Genomic DNA, 17,685 nt, shown 5'->3' with positions numbered 1-17,685 from the left:
CTTTGCGGCTTTCCGGATCGGTCCCGCGGCGCCGTCCTCAAAGTCAGAGGGCGGCGCCGGTTTTTGTGACGGGTCAAGGGCTGGAAAGAGGTTTTTCAGCCGCCTGTCATGGAGTTTTCCCGATGGCTACTGCTGCCCAGAAGCTCACATTGTCGTCCTCGCGCGACATCCCTTTTAACAAGCTCGTCCTCTCCCAGGCGAATGTCCGGCGCGTGAAAGCCGGCGTCTCGATCGAGGAGCTCGCCGAGGACATCGCGCGCCGCACACTGCTCCAGGGCCTGAACGTCCGGCCCGTGCTCGACGCCGACGGCGCCGAGACCGGCATGTTCGAGATTCCTGCGGGCGGCCGCCGCTACAGAGCGCTCGAGCTTCTGGTCAAACAGAAGCGGCTCGCCAAAACGGCGCCCGTCCCCTGCGTTGTCCGGGACCCTGCGAGCGACATCCTCGCGGAAGACGATTCGCTCGCCGAAAACATTCAGCGCGCGCCGCTGCATCCACTCGACCAATTCCGCGCCTTTCAGGCGATGCAAGCCAAAGGCAAGTCCGAGGAGGACATCGCCGCCGCCTTTTTCATCGGCGTCAATGTCGTGAAGCAGCGGCTTCGGCTGACCACCGTCACCGAGAAGCTCCTCGACGTCTACGCCGAAGACGGAATGTCACTGGAGCAGTTGATGGCCTTCACCGTTTCGTCGGACCACGCTCGGCAGGAGCAGGTTTGGGCGACGCTGGAAAAATCCTGGTCCAAAGAGCCTTACCAGATCCGGCGCATGCTGACGGAAAAGGCGGTGCGAGCCGCCGATCGCCGAGCCGTCTTCGTCGGCCTCGACGCGTATGAAGAGGCGGGCGGAATCGTCATGCGCGACCTGTTCCAGCACGACGACGGCGGTTGGCTGGAAAATGTCACGTTGCTCGACAGCCTCGTCATCGAGAAGTTGAAGGCGGCGGCGGAAGCGGTCGCCGCCGAGGGCTGGAAATGGGTCGAGGTCGCGGTCTCGTTTCCGTTCGGACATACGAATGGGCTGAGAGAACTCGCCGGCGCGCCTACCGAGCCGACCAACGAGGAACAGGCGACGATCGATTCGCTTGAGGCCGAATATGAGAGCCTGGAGACCGAATATGAAAAAGTCGACGAGTTGCCGGAGGACGTAGACCAGCGCCTCGGAGAGATCGAAACAGCGCTCTCCGAGCTGCAAAATCGTCCGCGGAGCTTCGACCTGGCCGACATCGCGCGCGGCGGAGCATTCGTCAGCGTCGACGCCGAAGGCTTTCTATCTATCGAGCGCGGCTATGTACGGCCCGAGGACGAGCCGCCCGCGCATGACGAGAGCAAAGAGGAGGTGACAAGCGCTGGCGCCGGCTCACCGCCGATTGCGACCTCCGCGCATCACACCGTCATCACCGTCGGAGGTCGCGCCGTCGAATCGGAGGACGACGAAAACGATGCGCCAGGACCGCTGCCCGAGCGGCTGACGATCGAGCTGACGGCGCACAGGACATTGGCGCTGCAGGACCGTATCGCCAACAATCCGCGCGTCGCCATGACGGCATTGCTGCACAAGTTCGTCACCGACACGTTCCACTTCGGCTCGGCCTCGGGCGGATGCCTGGAGGTCTCGCTCCGACAGGTCTCCTTTCCCATCCAGGCTGCGGATCTGAAGAACAGCTCCTGTTCGCGAGCGATCGCCGAGCGGCATGACGCGTGGAAGGCAGATATTCCGAGGGACGACCGAGCGCTCTGGGACTGGCTCGTCGACCTCGACGACGCGCATCGCCTCGCGCTGCTCGCGCATTGTGTCGCCCATGGGGTCAACGCCCTCCACGAAAAAGCTGACCGCTATGCCGGCGGCGCAGTTACGGCGCATTCCGTGCAACAGCGCTTGAAGCACGCGGACCGGCTCGCTCGAGCGGTCGGCTTGAACATGGTCGACGCCGGTTGGAAGCCGACCGTCGACAATTATCTCGGTCGCGTGCCGAAGCGCCGTATCCTGGACGCCGTTCGCGAGGCCAAGGACGAACGGGCCGTCCAGCTCATCGATCATTTGAAAAAGGGCGAGATGGCGATCGAGGCCGAACGCTTGCTCGCCGACACCGGCTGGCTGCCGGAGCCTTTGCGGCTCGACGACGTCGAACAGGCTGATCTCGAAGCGGGCGAAACAGCCGACGAATCCGAAGAGCTGCCTGAGTTTCTCTCGGACGATGAAGCGAAAGAGAGCGCCGATTCCGATTGTGGCTGAATGATCTTTCGGCGGAGCGACGGCAAGCGCTCCGCCATTTTTCATGCCGGCTGTCGAAAGTTCCACAATGGCGCTCTCGCGGCGAGCCGTCGAGATCGTTCGGTCCGGCGGACCGCAACGGCCCATGCGCGACCATCCCGGAACGCCGTGAGAGGAAGAGTTCGGCCGGGGGGAGCGAGCCCGGCTGGTTCGAGAGAGAGCGCCAGCCGGCTCGTCCGCTCCCGCTCTCCCGAGACCTCTCCCATGTCCAAGAAGTCTGCTCCTGCGGCCGCCGACGCGGCTGCGTCGACCCCCGACCGTCATTCTTCTACCGGCTTGGCGATCGCCGACGCGGCTCGCCGTCTCCTTCCCCATCTCGAACATGGCCGACGCATCGACGCCGCCATTCTTCGCTCGGCGATGGAATCCGCCTTCGGCGCATCGGACGCCTCCGGCGCCTGGGACTGGAAAATGGGCTATGACGCCTGCGAGGCGACGACGGCTCTGTTCCTGCGCAAATGCGGAAAGGCGCTTCTCCGCAAAGCCGGCTCTCCGGCCGCCGCACTTCCGATGCTGTCGAAGATCGCGGACATCTTGCCGACGCATACGCACCGGTCCGAGGAGAGCGAGACCTTTCAGCAATTCTCGACGCCGATCCCGCTCGGCCTCGCGGTTCTCGCCGCGGCCGCGATTTCGCCCGCCGACCGCGTTCTCGAACCCTCGGCCGGCACCGGACTGCTCGCCATTCTCGCCGAGATGGCCGGCGCATCCCTCATTCTCAACGAGCTCGCAGAGACCCGCGCGGAACTTCTCTCGCTTCTTTTTCCCTTCGCTCCGATCACCCGTTTCGATGCGGCGCAGATCGACGATCACCTCGATCCGGCGATCGTTCCCTCCATCGTGCTGATGAATCCGCCGTTCTCGGCCGTGGCGAATGTCTCCGGCCGCACGGCGGACGCCGCCTATCGTCACATCGCCTCCGCCCTGGCGCGACTGGCCGATGGCGGCCGCCTGGTCACGATCACGGGCGCGACCTTCGCGCCCGACGCGTCGGCTTGGCGAGACGCCTTCATCGGCCTTCAGCGGCGCGGCCGCGTCGTCTTTTCCGTCGTGATAGACGGCGTCGTCTACGCGAAGCACGGCACGACGGTCGAAACACGGCTCACGATCATCGACAAGCTGCCGGCGGACGATCCGACCGTCTTTCCGGCGTCGCTCGGCATCGCGCCAGATGTGACGACGCTCCTCGCGTGGATCGGCGAGTTGATGCCCCCGCGTCTGCCGGTCGCCATACTGCCCGCGCCGATCGGCAGTCCACGCCCGCGCACGGCGACGATTGCTTCTGTTCGAAATGCTCCGGTTCGCCGAGAGATGCTTTCCAGCGCCCCTGAGGGCGTCGAGCTTGCTTATGAGACCATCGACTGGACGCCGTCGGAAGGCGCGCGCCTGACGGATGCCATCTATGAAGAATACGGATTGCAGGCGATCCGTATTCCCGGTTCTCAGGCCCACCCCACCAAGCTGGTGCAATCCGCCGCCATGGCCTCGGTCGCGCCACCGAAGCCGAGCTATCGGCCACGGCTGCCGACGAACATTATCTCGGACGGCCTGCTCTCCGACGCCCAGCTCGAAACAGTCATCTACGCCGGCGAAACCCATTCGGCGTTTCTCGCCGGCTCGTGGACGGTCGACGAGACGTTCGACGTCGTCGCAGCCGCGCGGGATGACGCCGAGAACGCCGTTCGCTTCCGCCGCGGCTTCATGCTCGGCGACGGGACCGGCGCCGGCAAGGGCCGTCAGTCGGCAGGTATCATCCTCGACAATTGGATGCAGCGTCGCCGCAGGGCGTTGTGGATCTCCAAATCCGACAAGCTGCTCGAGGATGCGCAGCGCGACTGGTCGGCCCTCGGCATGGAGCGACTGCTCGTCACGCCGCTCTCTCGTTTCCCCCAGGGCAAGCCGATCTCGCTGCACGAAGGTATCCTATTTTTGACCTATGCTACGCTGCGGTCCGACGAGCGCGGCGAGAAGGTTTCCCGCGTGCGGCAGATCGTCGAATGGTTGGGCCCCGATTTCGACGGGGTGATCATCTTCGACGAGAGCCACGCCATGCAGAACGCCGCCGGCGGCAAGGGCGAACGCGGCGACCAGGCCGCCTCGCAGCAAGGCCGCGCAGGACTTCGCCTCCAGCACGCGCTGCCGAATGCACGCGTGGTCTATGTCTCGGCGACCGGGGCCACCACGGTCCATAATCTTGCCTACGCCCAGCGCCTCGGCCTCTGGGGCGGCGAGGATTTTCCGTTCGCCACGCGCGCCGAGTTCGTCGACGCGATCGACGCCGGCGGCGTCGCGGCGATGGAGGTGCTCGCCCGTGACCTTCGCGCCCTCGGCCTCTATACGGCGCGCTCGCTCAGCTATGAGGGCGTCGAATACGAGCTGGTCGAGCATCGGCTCACCGACGAGCAGCGCCGCATCTACGACGCCTATGCCGGTGCCTTCTCGATCATCCATAACAATCTCGACGCGGCGATGCAGGCCGCCAACATCACCGGCGAGAGCGGCGGCGCATTGAACCGCCAGGCGAAGTCGGCCGCGCGCTCGGCCTTCGAGTCGGCGAAGCAGCGCTTCTTCGGCCATCTGCTGACCTCGATGAAAACGCCGACCCTGATCCGGTCGATCGACCGCGATCTCGGGGAAGGTCACGCGGTCGTGGTGCAGATCGTCTCGACCGGCGAAGCGCTGATGGAGCGTCGGCTCGCCGAGATCCCGACCGAGGAATGGAACGACGTCCGCGTCGACATCACTCCGAGGGAGTATGTTCTCGACTATCTCGCCCATTCCTTCCCCGTGCAGCTCTATGAGCCCTTCACGGACAGCGAGGGCAATCTCTCCTCCCGGCCCGTGTTCCGTGACGGCCAGCCGGTTGAAAGCCGCGAGGCCGTCGCTCGCCGCGATCGGCTGATCGAACAGCTCGCCAGCCTGCCGCCGGTCCCCGGCGCGCTCGACCAGATCGTCCAGCGTTTCGGCGCCGACATGGTAGCGGAAGTGACCGGTCGTTCGCGCCGCATCGTCCGCAAGGGCGACCGCCTCGTGGTCGAGAGCCGCGCAGGCTCAGCCAATCTCGCCGAGACCGCCGCATTCATGGACGATCAGAAGCGCATCCTGGTGTTCTCGGACGCCGGCGGCACCGGGCGTAGCTACCACGCCGAACTGTCGGCGCGGAACCATCGGCTGCGCGTCCACTATCTGCTCGAGCCGGGCTGGAAGGCCGACGCCGCCATCCAAGGGCTCGGCCGCACCAACCGGACGAACCAAGCGCAACCGCCGTTATTCAGGCCGATCGCGACGGATGTGAAGGCGGAGAAGCGTTTCCTCAGCACGATCGCGCGGCGGCTCGACACACTGGGCGCGATCACGCGCGGCCAACGTCAGACCGGCGGCCAGGGCCTGTTCCGTCCCGAAGACAATCTCGAGAGCCGTTACGCGTGCGATGCGCTGCGCCAGCTCTATCTGCTGCTCGTCCGCGGCAAGATCGACGGCTGTTCCCTGCAGACTTTCGAAGAGGCGACCGGATTGTCGCTGACGGATTCGAACGGGATCAAGGACGATCTGCCGCCGATCACGACCTTCCTCAACCGATTGCTGGCCCTCACCATCGAGCTCCAGGGTGTGCTGTTCACGGCCTTCGAGCAATTGCTGAACGCGAAAATCGAAGGCGCCATTGCCGCGGGCGTCTATGACGTCGGACTCGAGACGCTGCGGGCCGAGAGTTTCCTCGTCACCGATCGCCGGACCATTTACGTCCATCCCGGCACAGGCGCGGAGACGCGCCTGCTGACGATCACGCAGCGCGAGCGCAATCATCCGCTGACGCTCGACCGGGCGCTCGATCTTCTCGCCGATCGGCGCGCGATACCGCTCGTCAATGAGCGCTCTGGGCGAGCTGCGGTTCAACTGCCTGCGCCGTCGCTGATGCTCGACGATGGCGAGATCGAGCGGCGCGTGCGCCTGATCCGACCGATGGAGCAGCACTATGCTTCGCTGAAGATGAGGGAGGAAAGCCATTGGACCGAGGCCGACCGGGACGCATTCGCCGCCGCGTGGAGCGCCGAGGTCGCCGCCGTGCCGGAATTTTCCGACAGCACGATCCATATCGTCGCCGGCCTGCTGCTGCCGATCTGGAAACGCCTGCCGAAGGACTCGACGCGGGTCTATCGCCTCCAGACCGACGATGGCGAGCGCATCATCGGACGCCGGGTCACGCCTGCCTGGGTCGCGGGAGCCCTCGCGAGCGGCGCGGTCGATCTGTCCGCGGAGGACGCATTCGCCGTCCTGACCGATGGCCGCGCCGTCGTCCACCTTGCCGACGATCTCCAGCTTCGCCGCGTCCGCGTCATGGGCGCGTACCGCATCGAGCTGTCGGGGTTCACCGACGCCATGCGCGACCGCCTCTCCGCCTATGGGCTGTTCCACGAGATCATCTCGTGGAAGCTGCGCATGTTCGTGCCTGTCGACGCGAGCGGCTCGGCCGTGCTGGCGAAATTGATGGAGCGCTATCCGCTCCAGCGCGTCAGCGACAAGGAGGCTGCGTGACATGGCTCGTCCCGACGCCTCCGACCTTGCGCAACGTCTCGGCCGACAGGCCGAGGCGGTGTGCCGCCACTATCTCTCCAATGGACATCGCGAAGGCCGCTATTGGCTGGTCGGCGATGTCCGCAACACGCCCGGCCGCTCAATGTTCGTCCGCTTGACCGGGCCCACAGAAGGCAAGGGCGCCGCCGGGCGTTGGCTGGACGCCGCGACCAGCGAGCACGGCGATCTGCTCGACGTGATCCGCGAGAGTTGCGGCTTCGCAGAATTCAAGGACACTGTGGCCGAGGCGCGCTTGTTCCTCAGCCTGCCGCTCCCGGAGCCCGCGTTGATGAAGAAGAGGACAAGATCACCTTCGACACTTGCCGACTCGCGGGAGTCAGCGCGGCGGCTCTTCGCCATGTCGCAGCCGATTTCCGGGACTCTCGCAGAAACGTATCTGCGCAATCGCGGCATTACCGCTTTGCACGAAACCGGATCGCTCCGCTTTCATCCTCACTGCTATCACCGGCCGGACGAGCACTCCCCGACCGAAATCTGGCCGGCGATGATCGCCTCCGTCACGGACCTCGACGGGCGCCTGACCGGCGTGCATCGCACATGGCTCGATCCTCGCGGCTTCTCGGAGACGACGCTCGGAAAGGCGCCGATCGAAACGCCGAGACGGGCGATGGGCGATCTCAACGGCCATGCGGTCCGCTTCGGCGTGGCGGGCGAGGTCATGGCGGCGGGCGAAGGCGTCGAAACTGTTCTGTCGCTGCGATCGGCGCTTCCGACCATGCCGATGGCCGCGGCTCTGTCCGCGGCGCATCTCTCCGCCATCATCTTCTCCGACACATTGCGCCGACTTTACATCGCGCGAGACGATGATCCGGCCGGCGACGGCGCGGTGACGGCGTTGATCGACCGGGCGCAACAGCTCGGAATCGAGGCGATCGTGCTGTCTCCGACACTCGGCGACTTCAATGAAGATCTGCGGCTGCTCGGGCTCGATGTAATCCGGGCGGCCGTACGTGTGCAGATCGCCCCGCAGGACGTCGCGCGCTTCATGGAGCTGGCGGCATAGGCTCGGGCTGAAGGGGCTGATGCTCGCTGCCGGCGGATTCACGTCACGTTGATGATGACGCTTCCTGAATTGTCGGAGAGGTCCGCCCCCCACGGCCTTCTTCAGAGGGCGATCGATCGGCAGGCGGCTCGGATCGGCAACGGCTGCGGCCGACTATTTTCCGGCGCGGCCTGCGGCCGCTTTCCATCGCGAGGCAAAATAGCCGGCCTTCGCCGTCCTCCGCTGCGCTCCGGCCCTTCGCTTCGCTGCGGGTGCAGGTCCGCTCCGCCCGCCGCTTTCGTCGCCATGAAGGCCGCGATGGGCGCGGTCGATCCGACGAAAGGAAGCGCCATGATCACCGATCGCGACGATAACCGCCACGAGCCGCACGCGTCATCCCCGACCAACCATATCCTCCAGGAATTGCAGCTCTACGGCTATCGCCCCTTTCAGGACGAACCCGATCCGAGGCCATTGCCGGAAGGGCGCATCGTCTCGGGAGCCGTCGCCGACATCTTCGACGCGCTGATCGCGGCATTGCAGGACACCCGCCTCGAGCCGGATCTCGGCGACATGCTCTGGTCGACCGTCAATCTCTTTCACCGCGCCGTGGAGCGGATCGAGCGCGAACTCGACGACAATGAGCAGGCGCAACGCCGCTCGCAGCGCGAGCAGGATGGCGGCGAGGTGAAATCCGTCGAGCTGGAGCGCCTCACGGCCGAAGGGCAGACGCTCCTCGAGCGCCGTGACGCTTTCGAGCTGATGCGCGATCAGGCCGCCGAGCATTACGAGCGTCACACAGGATCGTCCTGGCGACCGCGCGGCGGATCGATGGTCAATCACCGCAATCTCACTTCGGCGATGATCGACAGCCGGGACTTCCTCGCAGCGAAGAAGCGCTCCGAGAACGAGGTGCTGTTGCCCGCCGGTCCGAAGATCGCTGTGACTGGCGGCCTCGACTTCAACGACCATCGCCTGATCTGGGCGAAGCTCGACCAGGTCCGCGCCAAGCACCCGGACATGGTGCTGCTGCATGGCGGCAGCCCGAAAGGCGTCGAACGGATCGCCGCACGCTGGGCCGACCACCGCAAGGTTCCGCAGATCGCCTTCAAGCCCGACTGGGCCAAGCACGCCAAGGCGGCGCCCTTCAAGCGCAACGACGCGATGCTGGAGGTCTTGCCGATCGGCGTCATCGTCTTTCCCGGAACCGGCATCCAGGAGAATCTCGCCGACAAGGCTCGCAAGCTCGGAATTCCAGTTTGGCGCTTCGGCGCAGGCGGCGCGTGAGCGCCTCCGACCGGCAATGCCGGAAATTCGGCGAAACGCAAAGGCGTGTCGCCGCCTTTCCGTAAAGCCTTGTTTCAGTCGGGCGCGCCGAGCACGGCGATCCTCGCCGCGCGCGCGTAATACGCCAATTCCGTATCGTTCTCGATGATCTCATCGAGCAACGCCTTCATGTCTCTCAGATCGGAGCCGGACTGAAACGGTCCCGGCTGTTCCTCGATCGCCAGCGCCGCGATGGCGAGCGCCTTTTTCACAAGATGCAAATCTCGTCCCGTGAACTCCGCCATGCTGGCCTCCCGCGCAGTCTCGCTTCTCCAAATACGTTATGGTCGGCCAACTATAAACGAGGTTCGAGCTGTCCGCGACCGGACTTCATCGGCTTCGGAGCCGCCAGCTCCTGTCGGCCCGCCGTCGATCGAAGATGGCGGCGATCCTGCCGCTGCCGTTCATATGTTCGATCCCTTCCAGCCGCGACTGGGCGTGATCTTCTCCATGAACGAGTGAAAGTCCGATCGGATTTCCGCTCGCCTCGATTCTCGTTTCCGCTTAGACTCGACACCGCGCCGTGGCGGTGGTGGGAGGCGCGCTTTCATCGAACTCCTCTCGTGGAGACCACCGCCATGATCGTCTTCGGCCCTCTGCTCGTCATCGCCGGCATCGGCTTCTTCTGCTGGCTGTTGTTCACGCTTGCCGTCTTCGCGCTGCCTTTCTACGCCGGCTTCATTGTCGCCGGCTGGGCTTTTCATACCGGCGCCGGCGTGCTCGGCGGCGCGATCATCGGCGTCGTGACTGCCGGCGCGACATTCGGCGTCGGCCAATTGACGCTCGCTTTCGCTCCGTGGACGTGGCTCAGGTTCGCGATCGTGTTCCTCTACACGGCGCCGGCGGCGATCGCCGGCTATTACGCTACGCAGGGAATCGCGCAACTGGCAATGTCGTCCCCGACATGGCAGACGACCTTCTCGATCGTCGGCTGCATTGCTGTCGGCTCGACCGCTTTCATTCGAATCTTCGGCGCCAACGCGCCCGCGCTCGGCGCGAAGAGCATCGCACGGGCCTGAAGCCATCGCCGCCGCTTCGGTCGAGAGAAGTGGATCGGCTTCTCTCGACCGAACTCGCCACTCAGTATTGGCAAAATCTACGTCGGCGCGCGCTTTTCCAATTGGCGGGTTGAAGCCGTCGTCCCGCTGGCGCTACGTCGCGGTCGGCTCGAGGCGCCGGATGCGTCGACGCGTCACTGCTCGCCGAAGTCGTCTCGAGCCGACGAGCAGTCGCCTTGCCCGCCATGCAATTGGATCGGTGGACAAGGTGTCGTGCCGAAGGAGCAGAACACACAACAATGACCCGCGGTCGGCCGCAGAAGAGCACCGCAACCCTTGCACTCATAGAAATGCTGGCACGCATCTGTCGGCATGGTCTCGGTCGCCTCGAACCCGCAGTTCGGGCAGGTGATCGTCGACGCGAGGATCACAGACGTCTCACGCATAGAGGTAGCCGATCGTCAGTAGGGCGAGGCCCGCAACAAGACCGATCAGCGTCATGCCGCGGACCGCCGGCTTGGAGCGCACTGCGCCGGTTGCGCAGGCGATCGCCGGCTGGCGTCGCCATAGCAGCACTGCGCCAGCCACAAGGCAGGCGGCGGCTACGGCGAGCAGCAATGGCCTATGCGGCGCGGCAAGCGTCGCGATGCCGACCAGCCAAACGGAGCTGACGCCGATCGTTGCGAGCAAGAACGGGAGGCCGCAGCAGGAGGCCGCACCGAACGCCGCCGCCAAGCCGCTCAGGGTCAGCAGAGTCGCGCCGGTATCGCGAACCGCACAAGCGGTCGGGCTCGGCTTCGTCGGGTTTGTCTGCACGCGGCGATCTCCTTGTCGGGGTCTCTCTCGTCCTCTAACGTCTGTAGTAACTACAGACTCAAGCCCTGATTGGAGGTCCCCGTGGTTCGAGACGACATGACGATCGGAGAGTTCTCACGGCGCACGGGCTGTGCGATCGAGACGATCCGCTTCTACGAGAAGATCGCCATCTTGCCGAAGCCTCGCCGCCGGGGCCGCTATCGCCTCTACGAGGCCGCCGACGTTGTGCGTCTCGTGTTCGTGCGTCGTGCGCGCGAGCTCGGGTTCACGCTCGATGAGCTGCGCGCGCTTCTGCGCTCGGCAGACTTCGGAGCGGACGCTTGTGGTGAGGTTCGCGAGCTCGCCGCATCTCGCCTGAAGGACGTGCGCGCGCGTATCGTTGATCTGCGTGCGATGGAGCGCGTGTTGGCCGACGCTGTTCGGCGCTGCGATGCCGGAGCCGAAGTTGTCTGCCCGCTGATCGAGACACTCTCGGCGGCTTGACCGCTGGCCCCGCTCGTAATGCTCATGCCAGCCCGCCTTGGACGTTGGAGCGCAACGGCTCCTTCGAACCTGTGCCTGCCGCGAGCGCGGCCGATCCGCGTCGTTCTCTCCGGGACGACTGCGCCGAGCCGCCCAAACGGCCTCTCTGCATGGCTGGTCTGGCGCTGGGCCGGACCTTAGGCCCGCAACGGCTTCGCCGACCTTCTTCCCCTGCGGCTGCGCCGCATTCCTCGCGAGTCAAGAAGCTCGGCTGCCGCCGTCCTCCGCTGACGCTGCGGCCCTTACGGGTGCAGGCCGGCCGGCCCGTCGCCTGAAGACCGCCATCGAGACCGCATCGGGCGGCTCGAACAACAGTCGGGAGATACGACAATGGCTCAGATCGGCAGCTTCACCCGCGGCGACGACGGCGTCTTCACTGGCGTGATCCGCACCCTCAACATCAACGTCAAGGCGAGCATCAGGCCCGTCGCCAAGGACAACGAGCGAGCGCCCGACTATCGAGTGACCGCCGCCAACGGCGTCGAGTTCGGCGCGGGCTGGAGCAAGGCGGCCAAGGACACCGGCGCTGAATATCTCTCGCTCAAACTCGACGACCCTTCCTTCACCGGCCCGGTCTACGCGACCCTGGTCCAGGGCGACAAAGGCGAGCACAAGCTCATCTGGTCGCGCTGATCGACCCGCGGCGCCTCGCAATGCGCGAAGCGCCGCGGTCTTTCACCCTTCGGGATCGCGACATCCGAGAACCTCGAGGAATCACGCGGCTCCATGGAACGCGAGTCGGGATTGTCGATCACTCTGAACGAAAAAGTCACGTGCATCCTCCTCCTGCGCAAAGCGGCGCCACATCTGGCGCAGGACCAAATGCGTTGCCTTGCTCGTCCGGCTTCATGCTCGAGAGACGATGCGTGGAACGCCGACTTCACCCAGCGGGCATTCGAGCGCCGCCCGGTCCCAGTCCGCACCGTCCGCCGCGGCTTCATACGTGCTCTGCAGAAACTCGAGCAGCGTCTTGTCCGGCGACTCAGCGGTTCGCACGACCTCATAGGGCAGGATGAACTCTCGTAGCTGCTCGCTGTAGAATGCGCCCTCCGGCCGGACGACGGCGTCACGAAATCTCTCTGGCTCTGGATAGGCATAAGAATAAAACGCCGGATATTCGACGGGTCCGCCGCCGCCCGGCCAGAAGCCGGCGCTGCTCACCTCATGGGAATAAGCTTCGCGCGTGACTTTGTCCGGAAGATTTGGAACGCCGCCCGGATGAAGGGGCGCGCGGCGGCCGGAAAATCGGGTCACTGCGAGGTCGAAACTGCCCCAGAAGAAATGAACCGGGCTACACTTGCCGATAAAGCCCGTGCGGAAAAACTCGAACACGCGATCGATCTCTACCAGGGCCTTCCAGAAGCGGTTCACATAGTCAGGATCATAGGCCGAATGCATTCGATCCTCACTGAACCGAATCCGGTCCGGAATCTCGTTCGGCCATTCGTTGATTTTCGTGCCGATACCGAGATCGGCCAACGCCGCCATCACGGTTACGAAAAATTCGGCGACCGACTGCTCCCGAAGAGGAATGTCGACACGGCGTGCATCACTGGCTTCGAGACGCAGCAGATGATCGACGAAATCAAAGTCGATTTGAAATACCCCCTCGCGAAGCGGAATCGGAGACGTCGTCAGGCCGCGCCTCGTTACATAGAGCGTCACATGCCAGGAGTGATTGAGCCATGGCGTATGCGAAAGCCGGATTTTGCCTATGATCTGGGATTTCAGCTGGAGCGTCGAGCAGGTGTCTCGCCACAGCTCGTATGGGAGTTCCGGCCAACATTCTCGATTTCCATCGCACGACGCCACGTCGGCCTCTCACGAAGATGACGGGAAACGCCGCACGACTTAGGGCGTGTTGCGCCAACGAGAAGGGGACGTTCGAAATACGAGAACAGTCGAGCTCCACTCAGAATCGCGATCCGTCGAGGCGCGCCTCATCCCAGTTAGAGCTGATAGATATAGGACTTGCTGACCTTGTGTCGCTTGGCGATTTCGGCGACAGGAACGCCGCTCTTGCGTTCCGCGAGTAACGCCTTGCGGAAAGCCGCGAGTTCTTTTCCGGATCGTCGGGAACTCGTCGTACCGGCAGCGCCGCGTGATGCCGCTTTGCTCTTGCTCGGCTGGGAACTCTGCTTCTCTTCCGTGGCGAGGATCGCCTGCACGGTTTCGACTATCTTTTGCAGCTGGCTAACTTGACGTTTGCTGAGCGCCATTGGTTCACTCCCGAATCAGGATGAAGACCCCTACACGAACTTTGCTGTGACGCAAGTTTCTCGTGCATGTCGCACATCGTTTCTGTGCCTCCATCGGCTTGCCAAAAAGTGGCGCTGAGGTCGATCGCAGGCATCGAGGCGACGCAGCTCGGCCTCGACATCCTCGTCGTCGTCACCAATCTCTCGTACGGCGCGGTGGAGTGGCTCTATGAGCCTCCAATGCGCGCGTGGAAGAACGTCATCAAGTTGCATAACACGCGGCTTTCCTTCGACCGAACTTCGTATCGTTCGGCGCTGAACAGTCCGACGAAGCAAAAAGTCGCGCCGTCACGCCAGCCTTTCGGCAGTTCGCACACAGCGTCCGAGTCGCCCGAAAAGTCGGGAGAGTGATGCGGTCCACGGCCGCCGGCAGGTATTGCGAACAGAACTAGCCGCTGGCGCGTGTCGATCGTTGAAGTCATCGCCAAAGCCCGTAGTCTGTCCACTTGGCTTCCGGGATCACATCGCCAATTCTGTAATCGAACGTCAGCACTTTCAAATGGTCGGCGGACGCCTTGCAGATGAACGAAAGAGCATACCAGCGTCCTCCGCTGCGAAAGGCCGCTCCGGAAGCGCTGAGAATATCCCCGAGATGCTTCGGATGAGAAATCACATCGCTCTTGGCGCGATCGGGCCGATACAGGCTCGTTTCGTGACCAATCCTCTCCATCGCTTCGAGATCGCAGACCTGCTCCAGGCGCATCTGCAGATCGAGACGTTGCAAGCTCGCTCGGGTTCTCGCATCATCAGCGAACGATCGCGGAACCAGCGAGGGCGCGAGCAGCGAAAGAGCAATTATCCACGCCGCCCCATATATGCGATAGCTTCCACTTTTGAGACAAAATCGAGACTTCATCGACCGGTGAGTTCCCTTTTTTCGGACCGGAGCGTCGCGAAGGCCGCGACCGTGCGATCCATATATCCGGATCGGCTGCCCCACGGCTAGCCGGCGAACGAGTTCCGCTGCTTCTCGCGAAAATCCAGCCTTCATGAGTTCGCGTCAAATACGAAATCGAGGGTAAGAAATGACGATCACCTTGACATGGTCGGATGTCGCGTTGCGTCTCGCTCTGACGATAATTGCCGGAGCGGTGATCGGATTTGAACGGGGCGAGACCGGACACGCCGCCGGCCTGAGAACGACGCTGCTGGTCGCGCTCGCCGCCTGCCTCGCCATGCTACAGGCGAACTGGCTGATGAATACAGGCGGCAAAGCCTCCGATTCCTTTGTCGTCATCGACCTCATGCGACTGCCATTGGGTATTTTGTCGGGGGTCGGCTTCATCGGCGCGGGCGCCATTTTGAGAAAAGACGATCTCATCGTCGGCGTTACGACGGCCGCGACGCTCTGGTATGTGACCGTGATCGGCCTCTGTTTTGGCGGCGGCCAGATCGAATTGGGAGTCGTCGGCAGCCTCTTGGGCGTTATCGTTTTGCCGGGGCTGAGACGGCTCGAGGCGCGCATGAGGCAGGAGCGCGTCTTCAATCTATATGTCAAATGGAAAGGCGACACGAAGAGCGAAGACAAGATTTTGGCCGCAATTTCGGCGTCGCGTCGAAAGCATCGAAGATAGCCGTCAAATACGACAACGTGGAGCAAACCCAGGAACTCCGCTGCTCTGTCACTCACCGTCCGCTCGCGGCGGAAGATCCCGTGCCTCAGGCGCTCAGAGAACTCGCCCATTTGCAGGGAATAGTCGAGCTGGAGTGGCAAGGCTGATGCGCTTTCCCCTCAGCGTTCCAGCTTCTTCCTGATTAGTGAGAATTCTGCGTCGAACTTCAAATCATATGTTTTTCCATCATCGCATTTGGCGTCGTCCACCTCATAATGGCCATCGTCGAATTCCAGCTTGCCGCCCGAGCATCCCTGAGCCGAGACCGCGGACTGAAGTTTGACCTTCTCCTCTTCCGTTAATGGCCGATCCGCCAATGCGGGCGCTGCCGCCATGAGAACCGATCCCAAAGCTAAAACCAAATTTCGCATCACTCGCCTCCCAGGCTCGTCGATTGGTCCGCCCCCGCGCAAGCCTATCGCATGACATGACTCGGAGCGGTCAACGACAGCGTCGAGCCGTCAGTTAGGGCAATTGGCTTTTTCTACCAAACATGTAGGTTATTCGGACGGATCGATCCGTTTCGCGCATCTCAGAGCCAATGAGGGTGTCGCCCATGATTTTCCCTGTCACCCTGATCGACCTCGCCGGAGCCATCGCACTATTGCTGTGGGGCGCGCATATGGTTCAGACCGGCGTCCAGCGCGCTTTCGGACCGAGGCTCCGGTCGATACTCGGCGGCGCCTTGCGGAACCGGCCATGGGCGTTTCTGGCGGGCGTCGGCGTGACCGCGCTGCTGCAGAGCAGCACTGCGACAGGACTGATGACCGCCGGATTTGCGGCGAGCGGCGTCGTGGATCTGGTTCCAGCGCTCGCCGTGATGCTCGGCGCCAATGTGGGCACCACGCTCGTCGTGCAGTTGCTGTCGTTCAATGTCGCGGCGGCGTCCCCGGCTCTCATCTTCGTCGGCGTGCTGATGTTCCGCCGGGAGTCGAGCACGCAGGCGCGCGATCTCGGACGCGTCTCGATCGGTCTCGGACTGATGCTGCTCGCCCTGCGCCAGCTCCTCGAGTTGATGACCGTTTATGAAGACGCGCCGAGTCTGCGCATGCTGCTCGGCGCCGTATCGACCGAGCCGGTCGTGGACGTCCTCCTCGCGGCCGGATTGACATGGGCGGCGCATTCCAGCGTCGCCGTCGTCCTGCTCGTCATGTCTCTCGCCGCCCGGGGAGTTGTTCCTCCGGACGCCGCCTTCGCGCTCGTGCTCGGCGCCAATCTCGGAGCTTCGGTCAATCCGGTGATCGAGGGACCGGCCGGGGCCGATCCGGCCGCGAGGCGGCTGCCATTGGGCAATCTTCTCACCCGGCTGCTGGGCGTCTCCCTGGCGCTCGCCGCGCTCCATCCGATCGGCCGCTTTATGGTGACGATCGAGCCGGACAACGCCCGCGCGGTCGCCGATTTCCACACGCTGTTCAATCTCGTCGTGGCGAGCGCATTCTTTCCTTTTCTCACGCCTTACGCCGCCGTGCTTCGTCGCTTGCTGCCCCAGCGAATCGATCCCACCGATCCTTCGCAGCCCCTCTATCTCGATCCAAGCGCCAAGGAGACGCCGATCGTGGCGCTCGGCGCCGCGGCCCGCGAGGCGCTCCGCCTCTCGGATGTGTTGCAGGAAATGCTGCTGGGCGCGAGCGAAGCGCTCGTCAAAGGCGACCGCAAGCTGATCGCTCAAACCCGGCGGCGCGACACTGTCATCGATCGTCTCGACACGGCGATAAAGGCCTATCTCACATCGCTCGACCCCGAGGAGCTCAGCGCGATAGACCATCGTCGCCTGAACGAGGTCCTCACCTTCGCCGCCAATATGGAGCAGGCCGGCGACGTCGTGGTCCGCAATCTCCTGCCGCATATCGCCAAGCATTTGAAGCGCGGGAGCGCTTTTGCCGATCCAGAGCGCGCCGAGCTGAAAGCGATGATGGATCGTCTCGGCGGCAATCTCCGTATGGCGGCGTCGCTGTTCATGACCGAGGATCCGCGCGCGGCCCGCTTGCTGGCCGATGAAAAGATCGCTTTCCGGGAGACGGAATCGAAGGCCACGATGCGGCATTTCGAGACGCTGCGCGCCGGACGTTTGGAAGACGCGCGAACGAGCGCGCTGCATCTCGACCTGCTGCGTGACATAAAGCTCGTCAATGGCCATGTCGTGGCCTCTTCGGCCTATCCTGTCCTGGAGCGCTCAGGTGAATTGCTTCCGAGCCGTCGCACAGCGAATTGAATGCGCGCTTCTTCCAGGGAGGGCCGGGTGTGTTTGACGAATGTGGGAAAATGACCCATGGCGGAAGTTCGGAAACGCAGCAATCTGGAAAT

At 63.8% G+C, this 17,685-nt stretch carries 17 protein-coding genes; 10 read left to right on the top strand and 7 right to left on the bottom strand.

Translation table 11 applies throughout. From position 1 onward, the window contains the following. Positions 1–122 precede the first annotated feature (122 nt). The 4 genes from CQW49_RS15255 (at position 123) to CQW49_RS15240 (ending at position 9,135) form a co-directional block, all read left to right on the top strand. Positions 123–2,234 carry a ParB/RepB/Spo0J family partition protein gene (locus CQW49_RS15255; protein ID WP_065083621.1) on the top strand — a complete coding sequence of 704 codons (2,112 nt, stop codon included), beginning with the start codon at positions 123–125 and terminating at the stop codon, positions 2,232–2,234. A gap of 243 nt (positions 2,235–2,477) precedes the next feature. After that, positions 2,478–6,806 carry a strawberry notch family protein gene (locus tag CQW49_RS15250; RefSeq protein ID WP_003611779.1) on the top strand — a complete coding sequence of 1,443 codons (4,329 nt, stop codon included), beginning with the start codon at positions 2,478–2,480 and terminating at the stop codon, positions 6,804–6,806. 1 nt (position 6,807) lies between these two features. After that, positions 6,808–7,869 (top strand): DUF7146 domain-containing protein, encoded by a 1,062-nt coding sequence (locus CQW49_RS15245; protein WP_003611780.1) that lies wholly within the window; start codon positions 6,808–6,810, stop codon positions 7,867–7,869. 330 nt (positions 7,870–8,199) lie between these two features. Continuing rightward, on the top strand, positions 8,200–9,135 hold the full coding sequence (locus tag CQW49_RS15240) for a DUF2493 domain-containing protein (protein ID WP_003611782.1): 936 nt from the start codon (positions 8,200–8,202) through the stop codon (positions 9,133–9,135). A gap of 74 nt (positions 9,136–9,209) precedes the next feature. Here the strand turns inward: CQW49_RS15240 and CQW49_RS15235 are convergent, their stop codons facing one another. Continuing rightward, positions 9,210–9,419 (bottom strand): hypothetical protein, encoded by a 210-nt coding sequence (locus tag CQW49_RS15235; RefSeq protein ID WP_003611784.1) that lies wholly within the window; start codon positions 9,417–9,419, stop codon positions 9,210–9,212. A gap of 333 nt (positions 9,420–9,752) precedes the next feature. On the opposite strand from CQW49_RS15235, the gene CQW49_RS15230 reads away from it, so the two are divergent. Continuing rightward, complete coding sequence (locus tag CQW49_RS15230; RefSeq protein WP_003611785.1) at positions 9,753–10,193, top strand: hypothetical protein; 441 nt, start codon at positions 9,753–9,755, stop codon at positions 10,191–10,193. A gap of 173 nt (positions 10,194–10,366) precedes the next feature. On the opposite strand, the gene CQW49_RS25645 is transcribed toward CQW49_RS15230, so the two are convergent. Together CQW49_RS25645 and CQW49_RS15220 are read right to left on the bottom strand one after the other, a co-directional pair. After that, on the bottom strand, positions 10,367–10,618 hold the full coding sequence (locus CQW49_RS25645; protein ID WP_081735685.1) for a GDCCVxC domain-containing (seleno)protein: 252 nt from the start codon (positions 10,616–10,618) through the stop codon (positions 10,367–10,369). Beyond that, a complete protein-coding gene (locus CQW49_RS15220; protein WP_003611787.1) occupies positions 10,611–10,988 on the bottom strand; it encodes a mercuric transporter MerT family protein in 378 nt (125 codons plus the stop codon). Before CQW49_RS15220 ends, CQW49_RS25645 begins: the two co-directional genes overlap by 8 nt. Before the next feature lie 96 nt (positions 10,989–11,084). On the opposite strand from CQW49_RS15220, the gene CQW49_RS15215 reads away from it, so the two are divergent. Further along, complete coding sequence (locus tag CQW49_RS15215; RefSeq protein ID WP_099831801.1) at positions 11,085–11,471, top strand: MerR family transcriptional regulator; 387 nt, start codon at positions 11,085–11,087, stop codon at positions 11,469–11,471. Between the two features lie 369 nt (positions 11,472–11,840). Continuing rightward, complete coding sequence (locus tag CQW49_RS15210) at positions 11,841–12,143, top strand: DUF736 domain-containing protein (RefSeq protein WP_003611791.1); 303 nt, start codon at positions 11,841–11,843, stop codon at positions 12,141–12,143. 213 nt (positions 12,144–12,356) lie between these two features. Here CQW49_RS15210 and CQW49_RS15205 read toward each other — a convergent pair whose 3' ends face one another. Next, positions 12,357–13,322 (bottom strand): DUF5996 family protein, encoded by a 966-nt coding sequence (locus tag CQW49_RS15205; protein WP_003611794.1) that lies wholly within the window; start codon positions 13,320–13,322, stop codon positions 12,357–12,359. Positions 13,323–13,459: 137 nt separating this feature from the next. Beyond that, entirely contained in the window at positions 13,460–13,729 is a 270-nt protein-coding gene (locus tag CQW49_RS15200; RefSeq protein WP_003611797.1) for a hypothetical protein, read from the bottom strand. A 108-nt stretch (positions 13,730–13,837) separates the two neighbouring features. On the opposite strand from CQW49_RS15200, the gene CQW49_RS15195 reads away from it, so the two are divergent. Further along, positions 13,838–14,119: a hypothetical protein gene (locus CQW49_RS15195; RefSeq protein WP_024749629.1), complete on the top strand. Its 282-nt coding sequence runs from the start codon at positions 13,838–13,840 to the stop codon at positions 14,117–14,119. A 67-nt stretch (positions 14,120–14,186) separates the two neighbouring features. On the opposite strand, the gene CQW49_RS15190 is transcribed toward CQW49_RS15195, so the two are convergent. Further along, positions 14,187–14,492: a DUF930 domain-containing protein gene (locus CQW49_RS15190; RefSeq protein WP_003611801.1), complete on the bottom strand. Its 306-nt coding sequence runs from the start codon at positions 14,490–14,492 to the stop codon at positions 14,187–14,189. A gap of 301 nt (positions 14,493–14,793) precedes the next feature. Between CQW49_RS15190 and CQW49_RS15185 the strand changes: the two genes are divergently transcribed. Then, positions 14,794–15,342, top strand: coding sequence for an MgtC/SapB family protein (locus tag CQW49_RS15185; RefSeq protein ID WP_003611802.1), 549 nt, complete (start codon positions 14,794–14,796; stop codon positions 15,340–15,342). 158 nt (positions 15,343–15,500) lie between these two features. Here the strand turns inward: CQW49_RS15185 and CQW49_RS15180 are convergent, their stop codons facing one another. Further along, positions 15,501–15,752: a PepSY domain-containing protein gene (locus CQW49_RS15180; protein WP_003611803.1), complete on the bottom strand. Its 252-nt coding sequence runs from the start codon at positions 15,750–15,752 to the stop codon at positions 15,501–15,503. Positions 15,753–15,937: 185 nt separating this feature from the next. Here CQW49_RS15180 and CQW49_RS15175 point away from each other — a divergent pair, with 185 nt between their 5' ends. Further along, complete coding sequence (locus CQW49_RS15175) at positions 15,938–17,593, top strand: Na/Pi cotransporter family protein (RefSeq protein WP_003611804.1); 1,656 nt, start codon at positions 15,938–15,940, stop codon at positions 17,591–17,593. Positions 17,594–17,685 lie beyond the last annotated feature (92 nt).

The sequence above is a fragment of the Methylosinus trichosporium OB3b genome (assembly GCF_002752655.1).
Lineage (GTDB): Bacteria > Pseudomonadota > Alphaproteobacteria > Rhizobiales > Beijerinckiaceae > Methylosinus > Methylosinus trichosporium.
The sequence above is the reverse complement of the archived record's forward strand: the minus strand, read 5'-3'. Positions and strand labels throughout refer to the sequence as shown.

Excerpts from the sequence above, each read along its gene's own strand:
- CQW49_RS15215 (WP_099831801.1), top strand. The coding sequence starts at position 11,085 with ATGACGATCGGAGAGTTCTCACGGCGCACGGGCTGTGCGATCGAGACG.
- CQW49_RS15230 (WP_003611785.1), top strand. The coding sequence starts at position 9,753 with ATGATCGTCTTCGGCCCTCTGCTCGTCATCGCCGGCATCGGCTTCTTC.
- CQW49_RS15185 (WP_003611802.1), top strand. The coding sequence starts at position 14,794 with ATGACGATCACCTTGACATGGTCGGATGTCGCGTTGCGTCTCGCTCTG.
- CQW49_RS15255 (WP_065083621.1), top strand. The coding sequence starts at position 123 with ATGGCTACTGCTGCCCAGAAGCTCACATTGTCGTCCTCGCGCGACATC.
- CQW49_RS15250 (WP_003611779.1), top strand. The coding sequence starts at position 2,478 with ATGTCCAAGAAGTCTGCTCCTGCGGCCGCCGACGCGGCTGCGTCGACC.
- CQW49_RS15245 (WP_003611780.1), top strand. The coding sequence starts at position 6,808 with ATGGCTCGTCCCGACGCCTCCGACCTTGCGCAACGTCTCGGCCGACAG.
- CQW49_RS15210 (WP_003611791.1), top strand. The coding sequence starts at position 11,841 with ATGGCTCAGATCGGCAGCTTCACCCGCGGCGACGACGGCGTCTTCACT.
- CQW49_RS25645 (WP_081735685.1), bottom strand. The coding sequence starts at position 10,618 with ATGCGTGAGACGTCTGTGATCCTCGCGTCGACGATCACCTGCCCGAAC.
- CQW49_RS15175 (WP_003611804.1), top strand. The coding sequence starts at position 15,938 with ATGATTTTCCCTGTCACCCTGATCGACCTCGCCGGAGCCATCGCACTA.
- CQW49_RS15235 (WP_003611784.1), bottom strand. The coding sequence starts at position 9,419 with ATGGCGGAGTTCACGGGACGAGATTTGCATCTTGTGAAAAAGGCGCTC.
- CQW49_RS15240 (WP_003611782.1), top strand. The coding sequence starts at position 8,200 with ATGATCACCGATCGCGACGATAACCGCCACGAGCCGCACGCGTCATCC.
- CQW49_RS15200 (WP_003611797.1), bottom strand. The coding sequence starts at position 13,729 with ATGGCGCTCAGCAAACGTCAAGTTAGCCAGCTGCAAAAGATAGTCGAA.
- CQW49_RS15180 (WP_003611803.1), bottom strand. The coding sequence starts at position 15,752 with ATGCGAAATTTGGTTTTAGCTTTGGGATCGGTTCTCATGGCGGCAGCG.